The sequence below is a fragment of the Faecalimonas sp. genome, from assembly GCA_029264305.1.
Taxonomy (GTDB): Bacteria; Bacillota; Clostridia; order Lachnospirales; family Lachnospiraceae; genus Faecalimonas.
Map to the genome: position 1 here is coordinate 40,265 of JARICA010000015.1, position 20,201 is coordinate 60,465.

Annotated in this window: 19 protein-coding genes; 5 read left to right on the plus strand and 14 right to left on the minus strand. The window is 33.0% G+C overall.

Annotated elements, in window-relative coordinates:
• Positions 1 to 12: 12 nt before the first annotated feature.
• The 9 genes from rplI to ACY2U7_RS04230 form a co-directional block, all read right to left on the minus strand.
• Complete coding sequence (gene rplI / locus ACY2U7_RS04190; RefSeq protein ID WP_461812909.1) at positions 13 to 459, minus strand: 50S ribosomal protein L9; 447 nt, start codon at positions 457 to 459, stop codon at positions 13 to 15.
• 1 nt (position 460) lies between these two features.
• Positions 461 to 2,503, minus strand: coding sequence for a DHH family phosphoesterase (locus tag ACY2U7_RS04195; protein WP_461812910.1), 2,043 nt, complete (start codon positions 2,501 to 2,503; stop codon positions 461 to 463).
• Positions 2,504 to 2,621: 118 nt separating this feature from the next.
• Complete coding sequence (gene galE, locus ACY2U7_RS04200; protein ID WP_461812911.1) at positions 2,622 to 3,638, minus strand: UDP-glucose 4-epimerase GalE; 1,017 nt, start codon at positions 3,636 to 3,638, stop codon at positions 2,622 to 2,624.
• 33 nt (positions 3,639 to 3,671) lie between these two features.
• The gene (locus ACY2U7_RS04205; RefSeq protein WP_461815952.1) at positions 3,672 to 4,784 is read right to left on the minus strand and encodes a phosphotransferase enzyme family protein; all 1,113 of its coding nucleotides are present in this window, start codon (positions 4,782 to 4,784) and stop codon (positions 3,672 to 3,674) included.
• Positions 4,784 to 5,710: a nucleotidyltransferase family protein gene (locus ACY2U7_RS04210; protein WP_461812913.1), complete on the minus strand. Its 927-nt coding sequence runs from the start codon at positions 5,708 to 5,710 to the stop codon at positions 4,784 to 4,786. The genes ACY2U7_RS04205 and ACY2U7_RS04210 overlap by 1 nt, the downstream gene beginning before the upstream one ends.
• A gap of 168 nt (positions 5,711 to 5,878) precedes the next feature.
• The gene (locus tag ACY2U7_RS04215; protein WP_461810353.1) at positions 5,879 to 6,046 is read right to left on the minus strand and encodes a DUF6903 family protein; all 168 of its coding nucleotides are present in this window, start codon (positions 6,044 to 6,046) and stop codon (positions 5,879 to 5,881) included.
• A gap of 12 nt (positions 6,047 to 6,058) precedes the next feature.
• Complete coding sequence (locus ACY2U7_RS04220; protein WP_461810352.1) at positions 6,059 to 6,934, minus strand: carbohydrate ABC transporter permease; 876 nt, start codon at positions 6,932 to 6,934, stop codon at positions 6,059 to 6,061.
• A 15-nt stretch (positions 6,935 to 6,949) separates the two neighbouring features.
• Positions 6,950 to 7,840: a carbohydrate ABC transporter permease gene (locus ACY2U7_RS04225; protein WP_461812914.1), complete on the minus strand. Its 891-nt coding sequence runs from the start codon at positions 7,838 to 7,840 to the stop codon at positions 6,950 to 6,952.
• Positions 7,841 to 7,922: 82 nt separating this feature from the next.
• Positions 7,923 to 9,293, minus strand: a complete 1,371-nt coding sequence (locus ACY2U7_RS04230) for a carbohydrate ABC transporter substrate-binding protein (RefSeq protein ID WP_461812915.1) — start codon at positions 9,291 to 9,293, stop codon at positions 7,923 to 7,925.
• Between the two features lie 310 nt (positions 9,294 to 9,603).
• On the opposite strand from ACY2U7_RS04230, the gene ACY2U7_RS04235 reads away from it, so the two are divergent.
• On the plus strand, positions 9,604 to 11,052 hold the full coding sequence (locus ACY2U7_RS04235; protein WP_461812916.1) for an arylsulfatase: 1,449 nt from the start codon (positions 9,604 to 9,606) through the stop codon (positions 11,050 to 11,052).
• Positions 11,053 to 11,117: 65 nt separating this feature from the next.
• Here the strand turns inward: ACY2U7_RS04235 and ACY2U7_RS04240 are convergent, their stop codons facing one another.
• Complete coding sequence (locus tag ACY2U7_RS04240) at positions 11,118 to 12,206, minus strand: anaerobic sulfatase maturase (protein ID WP_461812917.1); 1,089 nt, start codon at positions 12,204 to 12,206, stop codon at positions 11,118 to 11,120.
• Positions 12,207 to 12,222: 16 nt separating this feature from the next.
• Positions 12,223 to 13,110 carry a LysR family transcriptional regulator gene (locus ACY2U7_RS04245; RefSeq protein WP_461815953.1) on the minus strand — a complete coding sequence of 296 codons (888 nt, stop codon included), beginning with the start codon at positions 13,108 to 13,110 and terminating at the stop codon, positions 12,223 to 12,225.
• Positions 13,111 to 13,213: 103 nt separating this feature from the next.
• On the opposite strand from ACY2U7_RS04245, the gene ACY2U7_RS04250 reads away from it, so the two are divergent.
• Genes ACY2U7_RS04250 through ACY2U7_RS04265 form a run of 4 tightly spaced genes read left to right on the plus strand, consistent with a single transcriptional unit; the run spans position 13,214 to position 16,128 of the window.
• Positions 13,214 to 13,789, plus strand: coding sequence for a chromate transporter (locus tag ACY2U7_RS04250; RefSeq protein WP_461812919.1), 576 nt, complete (start codon positions 13,214 to 13,216; stop codon positions 13,787 to 13,789).
• Positions 13,789 to 14,334: a chromate transporter gene (locus tag ACY2U7_RS04255; RefSeq protein ID WP_461812920.1), complete on the plus strand. Its 546-nt coding sequence runs from the start codon at positions 13,789 to 13,791 to the stop codon at positions 14,332 to 14,334. The genes ACY2U7_RS04250 and ACY2U7_RS04255 overlap by 1 nt, the downstream gene beginning before the upstream one ends.
• A gap of 48 nt (positions 14,335 to 14,382) precedes the next feature.
• The gene (locus ACY2U7_RS04260; protein ID WP_461812921.1) at positions 14,383 to 15,207 is read left to right on the plus strand and encodes a helix-turn-helix domain-containing protein; all 825 of its coding nucleotides are present in this window, start codon (positions 14,383 to 14,385) and stop codon (positions 15,205 to 15,207) included.
• Between the two features lie 33 nt (positions 15,208 to 15,240).
• Positions 15,241 to 16,128, plus strand: a complete 888-nt coding sequence (locus tag ACY2U7_RS04265; RefSeq protein WP_461812922.1) for an AraC family transcriptional regulator — start codon at positions 15,241 to 15,243, stop codon at positions 16,126 to 16,128.
• 60 nt (positions 16,129 to 16,188) lie between these two features.
• On the opposite strand, the gene gnpA is transcribed toward ACY2U7_RS04265, so the two are convergent.
• The 3 genes from gnpA to ACY2U7_RS04280 all read right to left on the minus strand — a co-directional run bounded on the left by gnpA (position 16,189) and on the right by ACY2U7_RS04280 (position 20,143).
• The gene (gene gnpA / locus ACY2U7_RS04270; RefSeq protein WP_461812923.1) at positions 16,189 to 18,354 is read right to left on the minus strand and encodes a 1,3-beta-galactosyl-N-acetylhexosamine phosphorylase; all 2,166 of its coding nucleotides are present in this window, start codon (positions 18,352 to 18,354) and stop codon (positions 16,189 to 16,191) included.
• A gap of 107 nt (positions 18,355 to 18,461) precedes the next feature.
• A complete protein-coding gene (locus tag ACY2U7_RS04275; RefSeq protein ID WP_461812924.1) occupies positions 18,462 to 19,493 on the minus strand; it encodes a M42 family metallopeptidase in 1,032 nt (343 codons plus the stop codon).
• 134 nt (positions 19,494 to 19,627) lie between these two features.
• Positions 19,628 to 20,143 (minus strand): hypothetical protein, encoded by a 516-nt coding sequence (locus ACY2U7_RS04280; RefSeq protein ID WP_461815954.1) that lies wholly within the window; start codon positions 20,141 to 20,143, stop codon positions 19,628 to 19,630.
• Between the last annotated feature and the right edge of the window lie 58 nt (positions 20,144 to 20,201).

Consider the following 20,201-nt stretch of genomic DNA (forward strand, 5'->3'; position numbering starts at 1 on the left):
GGGATCTTCCTCCTAGCCTTCTGTTACATTTACTTTTAATTCTGCAACTACTTTCTGATGTAATTTAACTGGAACAATATGTGTGCCCAAAGTTTTAATCGCATCTTTCAACTGAATTTTCTTTTTATCAATATCGTATCCCATCTGTTTCTTTACTTCAATTGCAATCTCTTTTGTAGAAACAGAACCGAATGTTCTTCCACCTTCACCAACTTTGATTGGAACAACAATCTTTCCTGCCTCAATCTTTTTCGCTAGTTCCTGTGCTGCTTCCAATGCTTCCTGTGCAAGTTTTTCTTTATTTGCATTCTGCAATTTTAAATCATTTAAATTTTTACTTGTAGCTTCTAATCCTAATTTCTTTGGCAAAATAAAATTTCTTGCATATCCATCATTTACATTTACAATTTGACCTTTTTTTCCAAGTGATTTTACATCTTCTAATAATATTACTTTCATTTTAAATATCTCCTTCTTCAATCATTACATCAATAGTTTCTTTCAATACATCAACAGCCCTATCCATATCTGTATGTGCAAACTGCGCTCCAGCGGTATTCATGTGACCACCACCGCCAATTCTTTCCATTATAATCTGCACATTTACCTCATCTATAGACCTTGCACTAACATAAATCTTTCCATTATAATTTGTCAAAACAAACGATGCCTTTACTTTTCCAATATCAAGCAATTCATTTGCTGCCTGTGCTCCGATAATTGTCGGGCTATCAATTTTCATATTTTCACCACGTGCAATGGCATAAATATCTCTATATACTTCTGCATTACTTATTATTCCTGCTTTTGCACGATATGTTTCTATATCCTCACGGAACATCTTTCTAATAAATGTAATATCCGCTCCACATCGTCTTAAGAATGCAGCCGCCTCAAATGTACGAACACCTGCACGATTCATGAAATTATTGGTATCAATCATAATTCCTGCATACAAACTACTTGCCTCCATAGATGGAAGTTTTACATCATCTACAATATATTGTAGAATTTCTGCAACCATTTCACAGGATGAGGAAGCATACGGTTCAATATAAGAAAGAACCGCCCCTTCAATCACGTCACTGCCCTGTCTATGATGATCCAAAACAACTATCATTTTTGCCCAATCAAGTAAATCTTCGCACTCTACCAGTTCTCGTTTATTCGTGTCTACAACAACTACCATCGTGTTATTATCTACATAATCTTCTACATTTTTAGAAGTAAGAAACATGTCCTTTGGATAAGCCGGATTTTTTGTAAAAGATTCATAAAGAGGACGCACAGATCGTGTAATATCATTAATAACAATATGCGCTTCTTTCCCCATCTCTGTTACTGCTCGATAAATACCAATTCCCGCACCAAATGAATCCACATCTCCAATTTTATGTCCCATAATAATAACACAATCTTTTGCAGCAATAAATTCACGAAGTGCCTCTGCTTTAACACGTGCTTTCACTCGTGTATTCTTAGATGTTTGTTCTCTTTTCCCACCAAAATACTCAATTCCTTCTGAAGATTTAACTACTGCCTGATCTCCTCCTCTTGCAAGAGCAAGATCGATGGAAACACGAGCATAATTATAACTTTGCGCATACGTATCATTACTAAGTCCAAATCCCATACTAAGCGTTGCCGGAACATCATTTCCAACATTTACATTTTTGGCATCTTCTAAAATTGAAAAACGATCTTCTTTCATTTGCTCAAAGAAATGTTTTTTAATAACAATAAAATACTTATCTTTCTCCAATTTCTTTGCAATTCCATCTACATTCGCAATATATTGGTTAATTTTACGATCAATCAATGCTACCAAAAGACTTTGTCTTACTTCCTCAACACTATCCATAATCTCATCGTAATTGTCAATATAAATCAACCCAGAAACAAGTCGTTGTTTTTCATTCTCTCGAATGTATGTTTTTAACTCTGTAATATCTCTAAAACATGCCGTAATAAAATATTCTTTTCCTTTTGGAATTTCTACAAGCGGTTCCGCCTCATTGAAATCTTGCACAGAAATCTTAGAGAACTCCACTTCATAATCTCTATCTCCGTAAAAAATTTCTGTCTTTGTCTTTTCTCCTACTTTTGCTGGAAATAATCCCCTATTTAAATCAGGAATGTATTTACTTAAATAATTTTCTCTTCGATTTCCCATTAAGTCTGAAAATTGTTCATTGACCCAAATAATGTTCCCATCTTCCAAAAGAATAACATATGGTATTGATAATTCCTTTAGTAGTACATTCTGAATTGCTCCATATTGTCCTGCAAACTCTACCAATTCTGACAAAAGTAATGACTTATTGTAAAAATATAATATTCCTACAATCACTCCATAAATTAAAACAAATGCCGTCATTACAAACCCAGCTTTTTTATCAATTTGATAAATCCAAACATTCATCGCAATAAGTAAAATCATCATAATAGCTGGCCATTGCATATACAATCGTAATTGTCCTTTAAACTGAATTTCTTTCTTCATATACCTACCCTCTATAAAATCCAATATGATACTTTATTATACCACCCTTTCTCATAATTTTAAAGAAATAAAAAAATAGACTGTGTTTAATAAAACACAATCTATTTTTAACTGGTTCTTAGCCTTCGTATCCGTTTGGATTATTTGACTGCCATCTCCAAGAATCTTCACACATTTCATCTAATCCATGTTCTGCTTCCCAACCTAATTCTTCTTTTGCTTTAGTAGGATCAGCATAACAAGTAGCAATATCTCCCGCTCTACGTGGTTTGATTTCATATTTAATTTCTTTTCCACAAGCCTTACCAAATGCTTTTACCATATCAAGTACTGAATATCCGTTTCCTGTTCCTAAATTGTAAACGCATACACCTGCTTTTTCTTCAATTTTCTTTAATGCTTTTACATGTCCTGCTGCAAGATCTACTACGTGAATATAATCTCTCACACCAGTTCCATCATGTGTATCATAGTCATTACCAAATACGCCTAAGCATTCTAATTTACCAACTGCTACTTGAGTAATGTATGGCATTAAATTGTTTGGAATACCTTTTGGATCTTCTCCAATTGTTCCACTCTTGTGTGCTCCAACTGGGTTGAAATAACGAAGTAATACAACATTCCATTCAGGATCTGCTGTATGGAAATCTGTTAAAATTTGCTCTAACATTGATTTTGTCCATCCATATGGATTTGTACATTGTCCTTTTGGGCATTCCTCTGTAATTGGAACAAATTCAGGATCTCCATATACAGTTGCAGAAGAACTAAAAATAATATTTTTTACTCCTGCTTTTCTCATTGCATCACAAAGTACTAATGTACCTGCAATATTGTTATCATAATATTCTAATGGTTTTTGAACAGATTCGCCTACTGCTTTTAATCCTGCAAAATGAATAACTGCATCGATATTTTCTTTAGCAAAGATATCGTCCATTGCTTTTGCATCGCGAATATCTGCTTCATAAAATTTAATTTCTTTTCCTACGATTTTTTCTACACGATTTAAAGCTTCTGCACATGAATTGCATAAATTATCAACAACAACAACATCGTATCCTGCTTTAATTAACTCAATGCATGTATGGCTACCGATATATCCAGCTCCACCAGTTACTAAAATTTTCATATTTTTACCTCCTATATTTTAAATGTTATATAATTAGTTACTATATTTTTTTACAATCGACTGCATTGTATCCCATTTTGCTTCCATATCTTCCACAAGTTTAAATTGAGTACGGCAACGATCCAAATTATGTCCTTCACGATGGATTTTGAAATAATGATCTCCTTCTAGATAATCTGTCAAGAAACGCATTCCACATTCAAATGTCATAACTTTTGCGCCCATTGGAAGCATTTCGATTTCTTTTTGTGTTAAACGTCCTCCACAGCCTTCAATATATCCTTTTGTATAAATTTCAAATAATCCCATATCACAATTAACTTTACTTAAATCTTGTTCATCTTCTGCAGCTGTACTTGCACCGAAACGGATAGAATCACCAAAATCATTCATGGCAAGTCCTGGCATAACTGTGTCTAAATCAATTACACAGATACCTTTTCTTGTTTCATCATCAATCATAATATTATTTAATTTTGTATCATTATGCGTTACACGAAGAGGAAGTTCTCCTTTTGCAAGCATATCACCAAACACATTCGCCACATCTTCATGTGCAAGAACAAAATCAATTTCTTTCTTTACAGATGCTGCTCGACCACAAACATCATTTTCTACTGCTTTTTTAAATACAGCAAAACGTGCTTTTGTGTCATGAAAACCTTCAATTGTTTCGTGAAGTGTTTCAGCTGGATATTCTGCCAATAAACGTTGGAAGTTTCCAAAAGAAACTGCACTTTGATAAAAATCTTCTGGTGTTTCTACTGCATCATAACTTGTCGCACCTGTAATAAATTTATATGCTCTCCAATATTCACCTTCTGAATCTACAAAATATGCCTTTCCTTCTTTTGTAGGAATTACATTCAAAGTTTCTCTTTCTGGATCTCCACCATTTTCAATAATACGCTCTCTTAAATAAGAAGTTACACCCAAAACATTTTCCATCAATTCAACAGGTTTTGTAAAAATATTTTTGTTCATTCTTTGAAGAATAACTTTTTTCTCATTGTCATCTTCTTTTAATGTAACTAAATATGTATCATTAATATGACCACTTCCATATGTTCTTACATCTATTAGTTCTCCTGCAAACTGATAGCTTTCAATTGCTTCTCTTTGTCCTTGATTTATTTCTACTGCCATTATTCTTCTCCCCACAATTTTTCTGGATACAATCCGTCTTCTTTCATTTTTCTAATTGCTTCTACTACAACTGGTTTATCTTCCTTATAAGTTACACCAAACCATTTATCTTTAGAAGATAATACACTTACTTCAGCACGTCCTGCTTTTTCTAAGTTATCTACCACTGTAGGAAGGAAATATTCACATTTCATTGGATTTTCAGCAAGTCCCTTTTCTAAAAATGCTGGGAACCCTACTTGAATCTCTTCTAAAATACTTCTTGTAAATCCCCACATATTCATAGATACAAGTGTTTCTCCAGGTACATATGTCCATGTTTCTCCTTCATCTTCTGTAAATGCAATTTTCCCATCACGTTTTTCGATACGTGTTCTTTCCTGAATACCTTCAAGTCTTCCGTCTGCACTTACCTGACAGATTCCTCTTGCAACATGTCCATTATCTGTAACTGTATTTTGTAATTCATATCCAACCATAGTATAACGATATTTATCATCATCTTGGTGTGTCGATAAGTAATCATAAATGCTTTGGAATGCATCTCTTCCATAATAATCATCTGCATTGATAACTGCAAATGGTCCGTTAATCTCATTAATCGCACTTAATACAGCATGTGCTGTTCCCCATGGTTTCACACGTCCTTCTGGAACTTCAAATCCTTCTGGAAGATTATTCAAATCTTGGAATGCATATGCAACTTCCATATGTTTAGACATACGTTTTCCAATTACCTCTTTGAAATCAACTTCATTTTCTTTCTTGATAATAAATACAACCTTCTCAAATCCAGCTCTTTTCGCATCAAAAATTGAGAAATCCATAATGATATGTCCCTGTTCATCTACTGGATCAATTTGTTTTAATCCACCGTAACGGCTCCCCATTCCAGCCGCCATAATTACTAATACTGGTTTTTCCATCTTTCTGCCTCCATCACTTTACTTATAACTATATTTTATACTATCTATTATTTTATATCAACTCAATTCATAAATCTTTAGGTGATTTTTCCCTATCTTTGTACAATCGTCCTCTTTTCGCCCTATAAAGAAAAGAGGTATCGCTTAATTAGCAATACCTCTTTTCCTTTATTTATATCTGTGATTGTAAACAAATAAAAGTGTTAAAAGTCCGATAAGACCGACTACTTCCATCATCAATCCCGAAACCGAAATATTTCTCTGGCCAATAATAATTAAGGCTAAGGAAATAACAAAAACAATACACATGATAATATTTCTCACTGAATTTTTCATTACTTTTACCTCCTAACCTTTCAATCCACCAAGAGTCATACCCTCTGTCAATCGTTTCTGAACTGCAATATATAAAATTAATGTTGGTAACATAACAATAACAAGTCCTGCATACATAATACCATAGTTTGTTGCTGTTTTTTCAACCGCCATTAAGTTTTTCAATCCCATAGCTAATGTATCATTTCCATCCATTAATGTATAGGCAATGATATATTCATTCCAAAATGATAAGAAGTTAAATAAAATAACTGTAATAATACTTGGTTTTGCCATTGGAATCATAATTTTAACCATTGTTTTAAAGTATCCACATCCATCTATGTAAGCTGCTTCCTCAAATCCTTTTGGCAATGTCTGGAAATATCCACTTAATAGATATACTGTAAATGGCAATGCACTAGATGCATAAACTAACGCTAATACAAAACGATTGTTTAAAAGGAATTCCATTCCTAATGCTTTATCTACTTCACTTAACATTAAGAAAATTGGAATTACGATATAACTGATATTTACAAATAAACCAGCCATAAATCCCATGTTCAAAATTTTCTTTCCTCTAAAGTTAAATCTTGAAAGTGCGTAAGATGCAGGCAATGCTAATACAAGAAGTAAAATCAATGCTAACGCTGTAACAATTACAGAGTTCAAGAAAAATGTTCCCATATTTGCATCTCTAAATGCAACAACAAAGTTTTTAAAGAAAAATTCTTTTGGCAATGCCCACGGACTAACATTTGCTCCGATAAATTCTGAGTTCTGTTTCAAACTCGCCATAAACACCCATGCAACCGGTATAATAATTGAAATTGCTAACGCAAAGAGAGCCACATAGATAAATAATTTATAGATAAAACTGGTTGGTTTTCTATTCTTCTTTCCCATTTTTGCTCTCCCTTCCTAAAATTCGTATACTTCACGGTCAGTAATCTTATTCACAATTCCAGCTAAAACGAAGGAGAATAAGAAAATAACTACACCGATCGCCATACCATAACCATATGCACCGTTACCATATGCTTGTTTATACATATAGTTTAATCCTACTTCTGTGTTTCCATTTGGTCCACCATTTGTCATAATTTGTACAAATAAGAAACTTAAGTTAATTGTACTAATAATATAGAATGTTAATGTTGTACGGATATTACTCCAAATTAATGGAAATGTAATTTTAAAGAACATTTGTAATTCTGTAGCTCCGTCAAGTGATGCTGCTTCATAATAATCCGGTGGAATTGCAGCCATACTTGCCATATACATAACCATATAATATCCGATTGCCTGCCACACAAGTGCAAAAATTACGGAATAAATAACAACATTTGGTTCTGCCATCCATTTATGTGTTAATCCATCTAAATGAATTGCTTCCAAAAATGTATTTAATAAACCTGTGCTTGGATTATAAATAGCTCCAAAAATACCCGCAATAACAACAATCGACAAAATATTTGGAATATAGAAAATAATTCGGAAGAAATTCTTTCCTTTAAATGTTCCTCTATTTAACAATGCCGCAAATAAAACAGCAAGTATAATTGTACAAAGCATTACAAGTACGATAACTAAAATCGTATTTTGCATAGCTTGCAAAAAGCTTTTGTCTCCCATCAAAGTTTTAAAGTTCTCAAATCCGATAAATTCTTTTTTATTCGTAATACCACCCATACGGTACATAGACATACGAAATACATCAATTGTCGGAATAAAGATAAAAAGAACTAATAAAATCGTAGCTGGAGCCAAACAAGCAAAGATAAATCGTCTTTCTGAGCGTTTTCTATTCATAGGTCTTATCCTTCTCCTTTAAAAAACGGTGAGTCATAACAACTCACCGTTTGTAATAACTAACTATAACTATCTCGATTAATTATTCTACGTTTTCTGCTAATTTTTTCCATGTATCAACTAATAATTTGTTGTAATCTGCTGCTTTCATTTCTCCTGAATTTAAAGCATCGATTTTTCCATATACTGTAGCTTTCATGTCAAAACCTTCGATTGGTTTTGTTGTTGCCCATGCTCCTGATACTGTTTCATATCCTTCAGAGTTTGCTAATGTATAAGTATCTTTAATTGTTCCTGCAGGTAATTTGTCAGATGCTCCAACAACTGGTGCTACGATTGGTGCTGCTGATTTTTCACCTGTTTCTTTGTTTGTTGTTTCATTTGCAATCATTAAGTCAACAACTTTATCTGAATACATAAATTTAACAAATTTTTTCGCTAAGTCCATGTTTTCTGCTTCTGCTGGTACCCACATTTGTTCTGTAAATGTGTAAATGAAGTGTTTTTCATCATTTGCACTGAATTTAGGTGGTGCCATCATGCTCCATTTGAAATCTTTAGGAGTAGAGTTAGCCATTTCACCGATTACCCAGTTACCATTTGGCATAAATAATGCTTTTCCGTCGATTACATTCTGCTGGTTGATTTTGAAACCACCATCTGCATTTGCATTTGCAACTGTGTCAGCTTGAAGATATTTTGGCTGAGCAAGTTTTGCAACTGTATCAGTTACTTTTTTACCTGCTTCTGATGTCCATGTATCTTTGTCATAGTTTACAGCTTTGTTGTAGAAATCAATTCCACCAGCCTGTGCTAACATCTGGTACATTGTTGCATCAAAGTATCCTGATTGTGGATATGTGAATAATGAAATTCCATCAGCTTTTGCTTTATCTCCAAGTGCGAAGAATTCATCCCAAGTTGTTGGAAGATCATATTTTTTATTTGGTCCTTCAAATAAATCTTTGTTATACCATAAACCTGTTGGTGTGTACATAATTGGTGCTAAGTAGATTTTACCATCACCATATGGCTGTGCTGCAGCATTTTCTGTAATACCAGCAACTAATTTTCCTTTTAATTCATCATCAAATACATCAGAAATGTCAGCGATTGCTTTTTCTTTCAACATTGTTTCTGTGAAACCGCTTTGCTGTCCTAAATTGTAGTATACAACATCAGGTACTTTACCATTTTTAATGTCTTTTGTTAAGTCTTTGTCTAATTCAGAAGAAAGGTGTAATTCTACATCAACATCTTTGTTTTCTTCCTCGAAAGCCTTTTCAATATTTTTCCAAATTTGTGCTCCGTTACCACCTTCGAATGCTGCTACTTTAAGAACTTTTTTTCCATCCTTATTAGCATCTTTGTTGTCTTTGCTACCACATCCTACTGCTAATGTAGCAATCATGGCAACTGAAAGTAAAAGTGCTGTCACTTTTTTCATTTTCATAATTAACTTCCTCCTTTTGTTAATTCTGTTCATTTTCTAATCATTATATTACACCACTTCCGTCACTTTTTCTATAGCAATCTTGTCTTTCTTTTTATATATATTGCTATCGGATATATAAAACACTAAATTTATAAAAAATCAGCCTTGATTTTGACTCTGTTTTCTTTCAATTTCAATTTTATTCTTTCAATGTAAAAATTTTCTTTCTATAAAATCAAGTATAGAAAGTATCTTGCCTTTTATTTTTTATCGTTTTATTATATTCTATATAAAATCTTATATAATAGAAATCTGAAAGGGGTATATTATGAACCAGCCTAATATTTTACTTTTGATGTGTGATCAATTCCGGGGAGATTGTTTATCTTACGCAGGTCACCCAGATGTAAAAACACCTTATTTAGATACACTTGCCTCAGAAGGAGCATTTTTTGATCACGCATATTCTTCTTGTCCAAGTTGCATTCCTGCACGTGTTGCCCTATTTACTGGAAAAAGTCAAGAACATCATGGACGTGTCGGATATGAAGATGGAATTGATTGGAATTACGAACATATGCTTGCTGAAGAAATGAGTGCAAATGGATACCAAACACAATGCATTGGAAAAATGCATGTACATCCTTCAAGAAAACATTGTGGTTTTCAAGGACTTCGTTTACATGACGGTTATCTAGGATATTATCGAAATAGTTCTATTCCTCATTATGAACATCAAGAAATTACAGATGACTATCTAAGAGATTTAAAAAACATTCTTGGTACAAAAGCAGACTTTAACGCCAGTGGGCCTGAATGTAACTCTTGGGTTACACATCCTTGGATTTACGAAGAACGCTTCCATCCAACAAACTGGGTTACAGAAGAAAGTATTCGTTTTTTAGAAACACGTGATAGAACTCGTCCATTTTTTCTTATGAGTTCTTATGTGCGTCCTCACCAACCATTTGACGCACCTGCTTCTTATTTTGATTTATACAAAGATAAGGACTTACGCAAACCAGCCTACAGCGATTGGGATAATATTGAGATGACTGAGAAATTTGGTTATCGCAAAGATTCTATTTTTGGTTGTAATGATGAAGAACAAATTCACAATGCAATGGCAGGATATTATGCTTGTATTACTCATGTGGACCATCAAATCGGACGACTTATTTCTTCTCTTATGGAAAGCGGAGAATACGAAAATACCATTATTCTATTTTTAGCAGATCATGGAGAATTACTTTTTGATCATCACTTATACCGAAAAGTATTTGCATATGAAGGTAGTAGCCATATTCCGCTCCTTATTCATGTTGGAAAAAATGTTTGTAATACAATCCCTTTCCGAAGTGACACTTTAGTAGAATTACGAGATATTATGCCGACGATTTTAGATTTTGCGAACATTCCAATTCCTGAAGGTGTAGATGGTTTCTCTCTCGTTCCTGAAATTAAAGGAAAAGATAAAAACGATAGGGAATATTTACATGGTGAACATAGTTTCCATTCTGGATTATCAAGCCACTTTATTGTGACAAAAACAGATAAATTTATTTGGTACAGCGAGAAGAACATTGAACAATATTTTGATTTGAAGAAGGATCCCCGGGAAGAACACAATTTAATTGGGGAAGACGATTACCAAGAACGTATCAGTTATCTTCGCAATCTTTTAATACAGGAATTAAAAAATCGTGAAGAAGGATATAGCGATGGAATTTCATTACAGACAAATTGTACTCCGGTTAATTCCCTTTCTTTCTTATAAATCTCAACACTTTTTGCAAATATATCCACAAAATAATATGTGGATATATTTGCTTTTATTTTTATTTAACAAATACTTCTTGCAATCTTTATTAAAGTTGGATATGCTTCTGTTAAAAATTCTCGGTGCCCACACCAATTTTCTCTTAAAAAAGCACTGTTTTGTCGTTTACATCCACCTCTACATATTTTCCAAAATGGACACGTTTTACAAACCGTAGGAATGTGCTTCTCCTCTTTTATAAATCGAAACATTTGGTCACTTTTCAATATTTCTTCCAAACGATCATTTTTTATATTTCCACATTTATACGAATCTAACACATAGAAATCACATGGATATACACTTCCATCTGATTCTACTACACATTGCGCAGTACAAAATCCAAGCATTCCACACTGTTGTGGCGGTCTATCAGACAACATTAATAATAAATTATCAAATAAAGTGATACTCATATATTCACCTGCCAAATAATCCGCAAGCCAAAGACGGTACAACTTTTTATAGAACTCAGCATATTCTTCCGGTCTTAATTGCCATTTTGTTTCCCTATTCAACTCCCCAAGACAGGGGATACATTGCACATAAGAAAACTTCTGACTTTTCAAAAATTTATAATAAGCCTTGGTATGTTTTGCCAACTGAGAAGTAATTACTGATAAAATATTATGTTCCACCTTATATTTTTTCAATAAATTGATTCCTCTTATAATCTTTTCATACATTCCATTTCCACTTTCATCCACACGGAATCGGTTTGTATTCGATTCATATCCGTCTAACGAAATCCCTACAAGAAATTTCTCTTGCCAGAAAAATCTCGCCCATTCTTCATCAATCAATGTTCCATTTGTCTGTAGAGCATATTGCACTTTTCTACTTCCCTTTTTCTCTCTTACAAGTTCCACAAATTTTTTATAATATTCTATTCCAGCAAGCATCGGTTCGCCACCTTGAAAGGCAAAAACTAACGTTGCATCTTCCTCTGTTTCTTCTATAGCTCGCAAAACGAGAATCTTCATGACTTCCTCATCCATTTTCCCATAACTTTTCTTTTCTCGCATTTTACTTACATCTTCATAAAAACAATATGGACAACGCAGATTACACAGAGATGATGCCGGTTTAATTAAGAATGATATATACTTCATTTTTTCACCTTCTTTTCTATATTTTATCTGGAATTTCTTTTCGGCATAATCTAATAAACTCTTTTATCATTGGTGTAAAATATTTATTTTTGTGATAAATAATAGAAAACTCTCTTGAAATAGAAAAATCTGAAACCTCCACAAGAGAGACTACTTTTTGTTTTAAATCGTCCTTCACAAGTAAATAAGGAAGGATAGAAATTCCTAAATTTTGAGAAACCGCACGGGTAATCGCTTGTGTACTCACACTTTCCCATATTACCTTATAGTTCACCTGATAATATCCCATACTTTCATCAATTACATCTCTAACCGCACTACCTTTTTCTCTTAAAATCATCGGATATCTTTCTAATTCTTTCAAGGACACATTTGACTTTTGTGCTAATTCACTCTTAGGCGAACAAATAAAGCAAAGTGGATCATCCATCAAACGTTCACTTCTTAATTGTTCATAATTATTTTTTCCCTCTACTAGCGCAAAGTCAATCTGATTATCTAAAAGTTTTCTTTCTACCGTATCTGTATTATGAACAAATACATTTACTTCTATTTCTGGATATTGTTTTTGAAACTCACATACGAGTTTCGGCAATATGAAATTTCCAATGGTAATACTTGATCCAATTCTCAATTCTCCCTTATCGTTCCATGTTTTTACTCTTTCCTCCATTTCATCAAACAAAGAAACAATATGAAGTGCATACTCATATAACCATTTTCCTTGTGCTGTCGTATAAATCCGTTTTCCTATGCGATCAAACAGTCTTATTTGATAATGGTTTTCCAATTCTTTAATTGCAAGACTTACTGCTGGTTGTGTCATATGTAAAAGTCCTGCTGCCCCTGTAATACTTTCTTTTTGATAAACTGTAATAAAAATCCTTAAATGTCTAAGTGTCATAATTTCTCCTTATATCATTTTACTTATCATTTACATATAATAATATTATTTGAATTATGTTTTGCATCAGATTATACTATGTGAATGAGGAGGTTGTAAATATATGGAACATAAATTCACAAAAAAACAAATTTTAAAAAAATTATTTTTTTCCACTTTATATTTAAGTACATTCACTTTTGGTGGAGGCTACGTCATCGTCTCTTTAATGAAAAATAAATTTGTAGATGAACTTCATTGGATTGATGAAACAGAAATGATGGACTTAATTTCTATTGCCCAATCTTCACCGGGAGCAGTTGCCGTAAATGGTGCTATTGTTGTTGGTTATAAACTTTGCGGACTCGCTGGTGTAGGTCTTGCTATACTTGGAGCGATTATTCCGCCTTTTATTATTATCTCAATTATTTCTGGATTTTACACCATATTCCAAAGCAATACTATTGTTCAATCCCTTCTTACAGGTATGCGCTCTGGTGTTGGGGCAGTTATTGTTTCTGTTGTATGGGACATGGGATACGGAATTGTAAAAGGGAAACAGTTTCTTCCTATTTTTATTATGATCAGTGCATTTATTGCCAATTATTATTTTAAAATCAATATTATTTTTATCATTTTTATCTGCATACTGTTTTCTGTATGCAAAACAATATTTACTGCAAGAAAGGAGAAACAATAATGATTTATCTTCAACTTTTTTTCAGTTATCTACAAATTGGAGCTTTTAGTTTTGGTGGTGGATATGCTGCTATGTCATTAATTCAATCTCAAGTTGTTGAAAAATACCATTGGTTGACAATAAGTCAATTTTCCGATCTTGTTACTATTGCTGAAATGACCCCAGGACCAATTGCCATTAACTCTGCAACCTTTGTAGGAACACAAGTAGGTGGAGTTTTTGGTGCTTTATGTGCAACTTTAGGCTGTATTCTACCTTCCTGTATTATTGTAACTTTCCTGGCGAAATTATATATAAAATACCGTAATGTAACTATAATGCAAAACATTTTAAGCACCCTTCGCCCTGTTGTTGTCTCTATGATTGCAATAGCAGGACTTGCCATTTTACTTTCTGTTTTCTTTCCAAACAAAACGGATTTTAGCATCCGTGGAACATTAATTTTTCTTGTGGCACTTATTCTTCTTAGAAAAACAAAATTACAACCCGTTTCAGTTATGATTGGATGTGGTATTTTCGAATTGGCGTATCAATTCCTTTGTTGAATTTTTTTTGAAAACCCGATATAATTATGTAGCAAAGGAGGGTACTACATGAGCAATCAAAACTATCGTCTTGAAGAAAAAGCCTTAGAAAAAATTGACGCTCGACTACTATACATCACAGAAGCACGTTATGGAAGTGATTGGCATAGCATTGTCCACACCCACCATTTCACAGAATTATTTTTTGTAACACATGGTTCTGGAAACTTTATCATCGAAAACCAAAGTTTTCCAGTTAAAGAAAACGATTTAGTTATTGTGAACCCCAATGTTTCACATACTGAATCTGGTAAAAACGGCACCCCTTTAGAATATATCGTACTTGGGATAAACGGTCTTCAATTCAAAACCGAAGATAAATTTGATTATAGCATTCACAATTTTCTACATAATAGAGAAGAAGTCTATTTTTATTTAAAGGCCTTATTACATGAGGTACAAAGAAAAGAAGAAAATTTTGAATCTATTTGTCAAAATCTTTTGGAAATTTTAATTTGGACAATTATGCGTAAAACACAAACAACACTTTCCGTTTCGCCAACAAAAAAGATTACAAAAGAATGCCGATTTATCGAACAATATCTAGATGAACATTTTATGGATGACATTACTCTACAGACACTAAGCGATTTAACTTATCTGAATAAGTATTATCTTGTACATGCTTTTAAGCACTATAAGGGAATTTCTCCTATCAATTATCTGATTGAAAAAAGGATTTCCGAAGCAAAGCATTTATTGAATACAACAAATTATCCTATTGCAAAAGTTGCCTCTGTAGTCGGTTTCTCATCCCAATCATATTTTTCTCAAGTGTTCCGCAAAGAAACTGGTTTATCTCCTAATGAATACCGAAAATCTTTAAACACTTAGCATCTTATCTACACTAAAACGGAGGGTATACAAATGAGTTATAAAAGCGTTAGTCTCAAAGATACCATTTCAATTGAAAATATATTTACTATACACTATTTTGAGTATATGAGTGACTTCTCTTTTGCTGGAGAATCACATGATTTCTGGGAATTTGTATTCGTAGATAAAGGAGAAATTGATATTTACATGGATACTATTCATACCCGCTTAAAGAAAAGAGAAATTGCTTTTCATAAACCAAATGAATTCCATCGCCTACAAGCAACCGGAAGTTCTGCGCCTAATCTTGTTGTTATCTCTTTTTCTTGTGATAGCCCTGCCATGAACTTCTTTAAAGAACGAATTTTAACTGTAGACGATATTGGGAAATCACTTTTAGGGGATATCATTAAAGAAGCTAAACTGTTATTCAACTGTAGATTAGATGATCCGTATCTAACAGAAATGACAAAAAAAGAAGAACAGCCAATCGGTTCAGAACAATTGATTCGAATACAGTTGGAACATTTTCTTCTTCATTTACTTAGATGTTCACAACATTCCAATGCACCTTCATTTCCTAAAACAATGGCATCAAAAGGTAGCTCAGAAATTTTTAATCGAGTTTTAGAATATATGGAAAACCACTTGAGTTCTCGACTAACAATTGATCAATTATGTAAAGAAAATATGGTTGGCCGTTCTCAATTACAGAAAATTTTCCAACAAAAAACGGGACTTGGTGTAATCGAATATTTTTCTCATATGAAAATAGACGCTGCCAAACAAATGATGCGTACTGATTTTATGAACTTCACACAAATTTCTGAATCTTTGGGGTATTCATCTATCCATTATTTTTCAAGGCAGTTCAAAAAAATCACTGGAATGACCCCTTCAGAATATGTTTCTTCAGTTAAAGCACTGGCAGAAAATTAAATACACAAAAAAGTATTAGCGTGCAATAGAAATTGCACGCTAATACTTTTTTTATCTTATTTAAATTTCATACCAAATGATTTCATTTGCATCTAAATCTAAATCGAAACTTGTTCCGTCTCCTTTATAAACAGTTGTGCTCTGTGGTTCATATGTATTATTTACTACACAATATTTACCATTTTTCACATATGCATGTACTTCTACATTGAAGTTTGAACTGAACCATTTATGTAAGTTTTCTTCATCGTGTGAAGACCAAATAATTGAACGGTATAAAAGTCTACTATTTTCAAAACTATATGGAAGTCCACTGATATATACACAACGTCCTTTTCCAAATTCATTTACAGCTAACTGTACTTCTTTGTCAATCTGTCTTAAAATAGTTGTTCCATCTAATGCAAAGATATTCTTTTCTCCTTCACCAAAGTCGATATCTTTTGTACAATCTTCTTTAATAAAGTGATCATGTTCATCCCAGTTATATTTATCTGTGTTTAAGTTAAATCCGTTCTCTTTTTCTACTCCAAGTGCATTTGCAAGCTGGAAGAAACGACCCTCCCATTGATATGCTGTTGGTTCACCTACACCGATAAATCCACCACCATTATAAATAAATTTCTTAATAGCTGTTACAACAGTTTCATCAATCCAGTTTGCTCCACCACTATGCGCAGTATACGCATCACCTACATTAATTACTACATCAATATCATCTAAAATTGCAGGATTTTCTTTAATATCATCAAAACTAATAAATTTCACATCAAATGGAGCACCTGAAAGTGTCTCAATAATTCCTGCATAAGAATAGTTTTGTTTTTGATATAAAGCATGATGAACCATGTGATTTCCCCATGCTCTCATTTTTCCCCAACTGTTTAATACAGCAACTGTTTTTACACAGTATGGTGTTGTTCCTTTGATATTTTCGTATAATGTACGGAATTCATCACATACACTTTCTACATAATCAATAAATTCTGGGAACTGAAGTGCAAGTTTCAAATATCCGCCGTATCCGATTCTATCGATTGGTTTTCTTAAAATAGCACGACGTGCTGTTACCCAGTTTACTTTTGCTTCTTTCACTGGATCTCCACCCTCATGGAATGTATCTGGGAAGAAATATGGAAGGAAACGTCCCTCTGTATATTTTACATTTGGAATATCACTAATTAGACGCAATGTAGATCCATTACCAACACTTCCTACTACCGCATCTAATCCAATTGATTTAAATTCGTCCATAAATGGTTCCATACCAATCCAATGATCTCCTAAGAACATCATTGCTTCTTTTCCAAGTTCATGTGTAAGATCTACCATTTCTTTTGCTAATTTAGCAACTTCTCTTCTTTGGAATGCTTGGAAATCACGGAATTCTTTAGAAGGAATACGATATTGGTTATTCATATATCCTTGGTCAATAATGAATTCTGGTCTAAATTTATATCCAACTTCTTTTTCAAATTGTTCTAAGATATATGGACTTACTGATGCTGAATATCCATACCAATCTACATATTTTTCTCTAGCCATTTCATCAAAGATTAATGTGAATTGGTGGAAAAATGTTGTGTATCGAATAACATCAATATGTGGATTATCTTCAATATATTTACGAAGACGTTTCATTGTAAATTCTTTTGTTTTTGGCTGACGAACATCAAATGTAATCTGTTTTTCCACATCTTGCCAATCATTAATAACTGCGTTGTACATATGTACTGGATCCCACATAATATATGCAAGAAAACTTACTGTATAATCATGGAATAATTTTGCTCCATGAATAGTTACATCTCCTGTTTCTTCACTGTAATCCCATTCTGTTACAGGAACAACTTCTCCTGTTGTACGGTCAATTACTTCCCACCATCTTGTAATATCATCATGCGAATTCACCTTTAACATATCTGGATATAAGTGATCCATTAAATGAATAGACAACTCTGTTTCTACTGCTGTGTGGAAAGATGTCATAATATACATTTGTTGAATTTCATCTGGATTTGCCTTTGCCCATGCATTATCTTTTCTTGTTGTATAATATGTCGAATATACTTTTGCATCTACATCTCTTAATTCTTCTGGATAATCTGTACCATCACAATCACGAATGGCATCTGCTCCCCATCTTTTCACTAATTCTAGTGTTTCAGGTACTACGTCAACGTCTGTAGGTATAGTTACTCTTCCAGTCATTTTTTCTTTGCTCATAACTTTCTCCTCTCTAGTCTTTGCTTATTCAAGTATATAAAAATCTTTTCTTCTCGTCTATGCGATTTTTGTTCATAATTTTATATATATTGCTTTTTTTAAATATTTTATATTATATAATGCAAAGCCAATTCAAATGTGTTCTTAACTCCTTCTTTATGAGTTCTTTCATACCCATGAGAAGCATATACTCCTGAACCAATTAATGCATGTCGTACATCTCTTCCTGCTGTTATAGCTGCTGCCGTATCTGAACCATAGAAAGGATAAATATCTATTGCATAGTCTAAACTATTTTTCTTTGCAACATCAATTAATTCATTTACCATTTCAAAATGATAAGCTCCTCTTCCATCTTTTGCACAAATTGACACTTGTCTTTCTGTACAAGTTAAATTTTCACCTACGCATCCCATATCGATAGCTAAAATATCCTCTATTTCATCTGTAATTCCACAAGCAGCTCCATGTCCTACTTCTTCATGTACAGTAAAGAAAATTTGCACGTTTCTCTTTAAGCATCCTTTATGTTCACTTACATATTTTGCAATAGCAAGCAAAATACCTGAAGACGCTTTGTCATCTAAGAAACGACTTTTAATGTAACCACTATCTGTTATACGAAATCTAGGTTCAACCATAATAAAGTCCCCTGGATTAATCCCTAATTTTTCTACATCTTCTTTATTGCGTACATCTTCGTCTAACACAACTTCTAGATTTGTAAACTTTCTTTCTTCATTAATATCTGGATTTACATGAACAGACGCATTTGTCAACTGTATTGTTCCTTCATAAATTTTCTTATCCCTTGTCAAAATGCGTACATTTTCAGTCTCAATATTATTCTGATTTAATGTTCCATTTGAAATAGCAAGTCTTCCATCACCTTTAATATAATGCACAAATGCCCCCAATGTATCAACATGTGCCATCATCATTAGAGGATTTCCTTCTCCACCTAAATTTGCAATCACTCCACCTTTTCTAAGTGTACGTACCTCAAATCCCATTCGTTCAAGTTCTTCCTGTAGGTAAGTTATCACATTATAGTGATAACCCGTCGGACTATCAATGGAAATCAGGTTTTCAATTTGTTTTACTGCATAATCATGATATATTGCATTATTGTCTAGCATTATAATTACCTCCTACTATCTTACAGAATATTTCTACCAATTATTGTATCATACTTAAAGTTTTTTTTGTTGATTTTAAACTATTTTTTATAAGAAAAAGACTTTCCATGAACAATTCATGAAAAGCCTTTCTTCTATTTAACTACGCTCAATTCAAACCCCATTATTTCTTCCCCGTCTTTTTCAAAACGGACATTTTTATAAAGACTATTGCCTATTTCTATAAAATAGAAATCTGCTTTTACCATCTGATTTCCATCTGCTTTATCATTGAAAACTGTTGTAAACATTAGTGGAATTTCTTTTTCGTTTCCATTTTTTTGAACAAGATACATCTTATACTCTGCTCCTTTTTCATAAGTGTATGTATCCATTTTTACCTGTCCAAGAATAAATCCATGACCGTTTTTTTCTTCTTCTTTGAAAAATTTTTCTCCATCCACTAGGGTAACATATTTAGGTATATCTTTTAAAAATTTTTCTGCTTTATCATAGCGCTTAAAAGACACTTTTATATTCCCCTCTGTAGTTTTTCCTTCATAATGATTTTCACTAATAGATCCTTTATACCAACGATATCCACCATAACAAGCACCTATTAGAAGTAAGATTACAATAATAATAACCACAATACACTTCTTTCGTTTCATAAGCATCCCCCTTTTTTCCATTATACCATATCTTTCCCAACTAAAAAAAGACTTTCCA

Excerpts from the sequence above, each read along its gene's own strand:
- rplI (WP_461812909.1), bottom strand. The coding sequence starts at position 459 with ATGAAAGTAATATTATTAGAAGATGTAAAATCACTTGGAAAAAAAGGT.
- ACY2U7_RS04195 (WP_461812910.1), bottom strand. The coding sequence starts at position 2,503 with ATGAAGAAAGAAATTCAGTTTAAAGGACAATTACGATTGTATATGCAA.
- galE (WP_461812911.1), bottom strand. The coding sequence starts at position 3,638 with ATGAAAATTTTAGTAACTGGTGGAGCTGGATATATCGGTAGCCATACA.
- ACY2U7_RS04205 (WP_461815952.1), bottom strand. The coding sequence starts at position 4,784 with ATGGCAGTAGAAATAAATCAAGGACAAAGAGAAGCAATTGAAAGCTAT.
- ACY2U7_RS04210 (WP_461812913.1), bottom strand. The coding sequence starts at position 5,710 with ATGGAAAAACCAGTATTAGTAATTATGGCGGCTGGAATGGGGAGCCGT.
- ACY2U7_RS04215 (WP_461810353.1), bottom strand. The coding sequence starts at position 6,046 with ATGAAAAATTCAGTGAGAAATATTATCATGTGTATTGTTTTTGTTATT.
- ACY2U7_RS04220 (WP_461810352.1), bottom strand. The coding sequence starts at position 6,934 with ATGGGAAAGAAGAATAGAAAACCAACCAGTTTTATCTATAAATTATTT.
- ACY2U7_RS04225 (WP_461812914.1), bottom strand. The coding sequence starts at position 7,840 with ATGAATAGAAAACGCTCAGAAAGACGATTTATCTTTGCTTGTTTGGCT.
- ACY2U7_RS04230 (WP_461812915.1), bottom strand. The coding sequence starts at position 9,293 with ATGAAAATGAAAAAAGTGACAGCACTTTTACTTTCAGTTGCCATGATT.
- ACY2U7_RS04235 (WP_461812916.1), top strand. The coding sequence starts at position 9,604 with ATGAACCAGCCTAATATTTTACTTTTGATGTGTGATCAATTCCGGGGA.
- ACY2U7_RS04240 (WP_461812917.1), bottom strand. The coding sequence starts at position 12,206 with ATGAAGTATATATCATTCTTAATTAAACCGGCATCATCTCTGTGTAAT.
- ACY2U7_RS04245 (WP_461815953.1), bottom strand. The coding sequence starts at position 13,110 with ATGACACTTAGACATTTAAGGATTTTTATTACAGTTTATCAAAAAGAA.
- ACY2U7_RS04250 (WP_461812919.1), top strand. The coding sequence starts at position 13,214 with ATGGAACATAAATTCACAAAAAAACAAATTTTAAAAAAATTATTTTTT.
- ACY2U7_RS04255 (WP_461812920.1), top strand. The coding sequence starts at position 13,789 with ATGATTTATCTTCAACTTTTTTTCAGTTATCTACAAATTGGAGCTTTT.
- ACY2U7_RS04260 (WP_461812921.1), top strand. The coding sequence starts at position 14,383 with ATGAGCAATCAAAACTATCGTCTTGAAGAAAAAGCCTTAGAAAAAATT.
- ACY2U7_RS04265 (WP_461812922.1), top strand. The coding sequence starts at position 15,241 with ATGAGTTATAAAAGCGTTAGTCTCAAAGATACCATTTCAATTGAAAAT.
- gnpA (WP_461812923.1), bottom strand. The coding sequence starts at position 18,354 with ATGAGCAAAGAAAAAATGACTGGAAGAGTAACTATACCTACAGACGTT.
- ACY2U7_RS04275 (WP_461812924.1), bottom strand. The coding sequence starts at position 19,493 with ATGCTAGACAATAATGCAATATATCATGATTATGCAGTAAAACAAATT.
- ACY2U7_RS04280 (WP_461815954.1), bottom strand. The coding sequence starts at position 20,143 with ATGAAACGAAAGAAGTGTATTGTGGTTATTATTATTGTAATCTTACTT.